General features: G+C 40.6%; 4 protein-coding genes. All 4 read left to right on the plus strand.

Going from position 1 to position 5,534, the window contains the following annotated elements; translation table 11 throughout:
- Positions 1-193: 193 nt before the first annotated feature.
- Entirely contained in the window at positions 194-2,137 is a 1,944-nt protein-coding gene (locus CWC14_RS17040) for a bifunctional diguanylate cyclase/phosphodiesterase (RefSeq protein ID WP_138564076.1), read from the plus strand.
- 244 nt (positions 2,138-2,381) lie between these two features.
- Positions 2,382-2,963 (plus strand): electron transport complex subunit RsxA, encoded by a 582-nt coding sequence (rsxA, locus tag CWC14_RS17045; protein WP_008115244.1) that lies wholly within the window; start codon positions 2,382-2,384, stop codon positions 2,961-2,963.
- A gap of 1 nt (position 2,964) precedes the next feature.
- The gene (rsxB, locus tag CWC14_RS17050; protein WP_033104423.1) at positions 2,965-3,519 is read left to right on the plus strand and encodes an electron transport complex subunit RsxB; all 555 of its coding nucleotides are present in this window, start codon (positions 2,965-2,967) and stop codon (positions 3,517-3,519) included.
- Between the two features lie 8 nt (positions 3,520-3,527).
- A partial coding sequence (gene rsxC, locus CWC14_RS17055) for an electron transport complex subunit RsxC (RefSeq protein WP_138564078.1) occupies positions 3,528-5,534 on the plus strand: 2,007 nt, incomplete at its 3' end.

The following is a 5,534-nucleotide window of genomic DNA, read 5'->3' on the forward strand; positions in this document are numbered from 1 at the left end:
GAGTCGGGGAGGGGGAGCCAATTTACTACAATCACATAGACATACCCTCCAATTTGCTCTACCATTCTTCTTTTAAAATAAAAACTTTTTTGCTTAAAAAACTAACCATTTGATAACTATTGATATCGAGCTATAATTAGTTTAATAATCATGAGGTTGTGTCCTCCCCCATTTGACATAAAAAGATTAAATAATGGCAGCTTTCAAAAAACTTATTCTTATACAACTGTTAGCTTGGCTGGTACTTGTGTCCGCTGGTAGTTATTTTATTAGCCAAAATTTTGATAATGCCATCGGCAATGCTCAAAAAAATGCACAAGCGACCGTTGAGCAATACATTAAAAATCTCTCTGCGACAGATATATCAGCAGAAAATCTTAAAAACACGCTTGCAACTAGTGAAACCTTTTCAAATTTTGTTTTACGTGACTATCAAGGCGTTGAAGTATTTTCGGTTAACAATGCAGTTCAATTACCTTTTATTGCTGAGCTTATTCAATCTAGTAGCAACTCAGTACGTCCTCAGTACGCCACAAATAATAACGCCGATATAAAAATTGAATTTAAATTAAACATTACTCACTTGGGTGAGCAGTTTCAAACCGCGTTTTTTGTTATTTTAATTGTTAGCACCCTACTCGCCCTAATACCTATTATATTGATGAAAACCATTGTTAAGCACATTAACGACAATATATGTACGGACGTTGCTGATGTTATTGATGTATATATTAATCAAAACCAACTAGGTGATGATTTTGCAACTAAAATTGATTCACCTGAGTTAGCTAAGTTGGGGAAAAGTTTAATTCCTAGCTTTAATCGTTTATCGCACTTTTTAAAAAGCAAAAACGACAATATAAAAAATGCAGCCCACGATATTAAACGTGAAGCCTACAAAGACGGCGTTACTGAATTAGGTAATCGCAATATGTTTGTTGATTACTACGAAAAAAATATAGAAAACACCGAAATAAGTACATTTGGCTCTTTAGCACTTGTCCGCTGTAGTGAGTTACAGTCAATTAATCAAAGTCGAGGCTATCAAAAAGGTGATGAGTACATTAAGTCGGTTGCAGATATCATAGTACATATCAGTGGTACCTATTCCGGCAGTCAAGTTTTTAGAGTAAACAGCTCTGACTTTATAATTATATTGCCGAATATCCCGCTAAAAGAAGCTGAAAAATTTGGTGAAAACTTACAATCTCGCTTTACTCAATATATGCAAAACCAAGAGCTTAGCTCGGTTGCAAACACAGGTATTGTGGGGTACGAAAAAGCCAAACCTTTAGGTGAGTTGCTCTCTATCGTTGATAACGCAATGAGTATGGCGCAATCTAAGCAAGCTAATGCGTGGCATGTGCAGCGCGATACTGATCTTGTTAATAATGTGAGCGCAGGGTTTGGTAACCAAAACTGGCGTAAAGTGATTAACCAGGTGATCGAGTCTAAAAGCGTCCATTTAGTGATCCAAAATATTATGCCATTAGGTAAAAGCATTAAAGCCTATGCTGAAATTCAAGCCCGCTTCAAAACAGAAGAAAATCAAGCTTTGCCTACCGCTTCATTTTTAGCAATGGCTGAAAAGCTCGATATGGCAATAGAAATTGATAGGTTAATTATAGAATCGTCGTTAGAAAGAATAAAATCGAGTAATTTATCTGAAAAATACTTTGGCTTAAATATTACCCCTTCAAGTGCGCACAGTGACCAATTTATGATTTGGTTAGAGCGTCGTTTGCTTAAAGATACCCATATTGCTTCTAAGTTAATTTTTGAGGTGAGTGAATTTGGTCTGCTACAAAACATTAAAGCAAGCAAACGTTTTATTGATATGGTGCATCGCGTTGGAGCCAGAATTACTGTTGAACGCTTTGGTGTAGGACTCACATCATTTAAGTTTTTCAGAGATTTAAAACCAGACTTTATTAAAATGGATGCAAGTTATACCCGAGGCTTAGAAGATGATAAAAATAATCAGTACTTTATGCGTTTAATGGTCGACCTTGCACACCGAATTGGCGTCAGTGTTTTTGCTGAGGGCGTTGAAAGCCAAGAAGAAAAACACATTGTAGAAACGTTATGCCTAGATGGTGTTCAAGGTTACTACATTGAAAAGCCCAAAGACATCTAACGCCTCTACTCCAATTAACGTAAAAAAGAGCATGTATGCTCTTTTTTACGTTCTAAAGTGTGCTTTTATGAATTTTCAGCCGTTAAAATGCTGACAGTTTTTTAATTGCAATGTCCCTTGATTTTAACCCTTTACAATTAGCCCATTATTTAACGTTGTTTATTTAACTGATAATCACTCAACGTGTTGTTTATCACAGTAGAAAAAAGGATAATACACGGGATTTTATTAGCGTGAGGCACACATGACAGAATACGTCTTGTTATTAATTGGAACAGTGTTAGTCAACAACTTTGTATTAGTACAATTTTTAGGCCTTTGCCCGTTTATGGGTGTGTCTGGGAAACTTGACACAGCCATAGGTATGTCTTTGGCAACTACCTTTGTGCTAACGCTTGCCTCTGTGACAAGCTATTTAGTAAATGAGTATATTTTATTACCATTGGATATTACCTACCTGAAAACAATGAGCTTTATTTTAGTGATAGCTGTTGTTGTACAATTTACTGAAATGGTTGTCAGAAAAACCAGTCCAACGCTTTACCGGTTACTGGGAATATTTTTACCTTTAATAACCACTAACTGTGCGGTATTGGGTGTTGCTTTATTAAATATCAAAGAAGATCACACGTTTTTACAATCGGCCGTTTATGGCTTTGGTGCCGCAGTGGGGTTTTCATTAGTATTGGTTTTATTTGCTGCATTGCGCGAACGTTTAGCCGCAGCAGACGTACCAACCCCATTTAAAGGTGCCTCAATCGCAATGATAACGGCAGGTTTAATGTCAATGGCCTTCATGGGTTTTACTGGATTAGTGAAGTTTTAATATGACCTTGTTGTACGCTTTAATAGCGCTGGGTTTGCTGGCGTTAATTTTCGGATTAATTTTAGGGTTTGCAGCAGTACGCTTTCGAGTTGAAGGTAATCCTGTTGTAGAACAAATCGACACCATTTTACCGCAAACACAATGCGGCCAATGTGGTTACCCGGGCTGTCGTCCTTATGCAGAAGCCATTGCCAATGGCGATGAAATAAATAAATGCCCTCCAGGTGGTGAAGCGACCGTTAAAAAGTTGGCTGATTTGATGGGTGTTGAGGCTAAACCTCTAGCCGGCGGCGAACAAGCCGAGCCAGTTAAAACGGTGGCCTACATTCGCGAAGATGAATGTATTGGTTGTACCAAATGTATTCAAGCCTGCCCTGTTGATGCCATTGTTGGTGCAACCCGACAAATGCACACCGTTCTAATTGACGAATGTACAGGCTGTGACTTGTGCGTTGAACCTTGTCCGGTTGATTGTATTGACATGCTACCCGTTGCACCAACAAAACAAACTTGGAAATGGCAACTAGACGCTATTCCTGTTACCCAAATAGATTAGAGGTTTGAGTGGAAAAGTTACTTGAACAAATAAAAAAAGGCACCGTTTGGGCATTTCCTGGCGGCGTACATCCTCCTCAGCAGAAATCATTATCTAATAGTGCGCCTATAGCCAGACTCCCTTTGCCTGAAAAACTTGTTCTGCCTTTAAAGCAGCACATTGGCGCTAGTGGTAAATTAATAGTTGAAAAAAACCAGCACGTATTAAAAGGCCAAGCCTTAACAAAGCCATCAGCTAATTGGTCGGTGCCAATACATGCACCTACATCAGGCACAATTATTGATATTACGCCTATGCCATCAGCGCATCCTTCGGCATTACCTGAATTAAGTATTATTATTGAACCCGATGGCAAAGATACTTGGTGTGAACTATCGCCTTTAGCAAACCCAGCCAATGCATCACACGATGAACTGGTTGATGTTATTCATAATGCGGGTATTTCTGGGATGGGCGGCGCAGGCTTCCCAACCTATGTAAAAGCTGATATTAAACAACCTATTGAATTTTTGATTGTTAATGCGGTTGAGTGTGAACCTTACATCACGGCTGACGATACCTTAATGCGTGAGCACGCCGCTGAAATAGTCAAAGGTATTGAGCTAATGCAGCAGTTACTCAATCCGACGCTGTGTATTATTGGTATTGAAGATAATAAGCCCGAGGCTATCACAGCCATGACAGAAGCGGCGAAGCATAACGAGCATATCTTAATACAAACTGTGCCTACTGTTTACCCTTCTGGCGGTGAAAAACAGCTAATAAAACTGCTCACTAACCGTGAAGTACCAAGCGGCGGTATCCCTGCTGATATCGGTATTTTAGTACATAACACCGGCACTTTATTTGCGATTCAGCAAGCTGTATACGAAGGTAAACCGTTAATTGAGCGTGTCGTTACCGTTACCGGCAATACTATACATAACCCTGGCAACGTATGGGCGTTATTAGGTACTGAAATTAAGCACTTACTTGATTGCCAAGGTTTTTCACCGGTGCCACAGCAACGCGTGATCATGGGCGGCCCTATGATGGGCTTTACCTTACCCACAGTTCGTATTAGCGTTGTTAAAACAACAAACTGCATACTTGCCCCAGATCATAAAGAGTTAGCAGAGCCTGGCCCAGAAAAAGCCTGTATTCGCTGCAGTGCCTGTGCCGATGCCTGCCCTGCCTCGTTATTACCACAACAATTACAATGGTTTGCTAAATCAAAAGAATACGACAAACTCCAAGAGCATAACTTATTTGACTGTATTGAATGTGGTGCCTGTGCCTATGTTTGCCCTAGTGAAATACCACTTGTTCAGTATTACCGCGTTGCAAAAGTTGAAATTAAAGAGCAAATTGCCGAGAAGATAAAATCAGATCGCGCTAAAGAACGCTTTGATGCACGTAAAGCGCGTTTAGAGCAAGAACAAGCTGAGCGAAAAAATCGCCACAAACGTAAACCTGCCCCTAAATCGACCGAAGAGCAGCAAAAAGTTGCCGATGCCCTTGCCCGCGTTAAAGATAAAACCAGCGATGGTGACAATAAATCAGCTGTAGCAGCGGCAATTGCGCGCGCTAAAGCGAAAAAGCAAGGTGGCGAACTCGAGCCAGATAACAGTGAAGTTGCAAAAGAGCGCGCAGCACGTAAAGAACAAGCTCGCCTTTACAAAGAGCAAAAGGCACAAAATAATGGTGATGACGAGCCTGTAGATGATAAAAAATCAGCCGTTGCTGCCGCTATTGCCCGTGCTAAAGCTAAAAAAGCAGCACAAGCCAATGAACAAGCACCAAGCGATGATATAACAAGTGAATCGCCAGTCGCTGCCGATGATAAAAAAGCCGCGGTAGCTGCAGCCATTGCCCGGGCTAAAGCCAAAAAAGCAGCACAAGCCAATGAGCAAGCGCAAAGTGATGGCACAGTAAGTGAATCACCAGCACCGGCTGCAGATGATAAAAAAGCCGCGGTAGCTGCGGCCATTGCCCGCGCTAAAGCCAAAAAAGCAGCACACGCCATTGAGCAAGCG

It is taken from the genome of Pseudoalteromonas sp. S3260 (assembly GCF_005886925.1).
Taxonomy (GTDB): Bacteria; Pseudomonadota; Gammaproteobacteria; order Enterobacterales; family Alteromonadaceae; genus Pseudoalteromonas; species Pseudoalteromonas tetraodonis.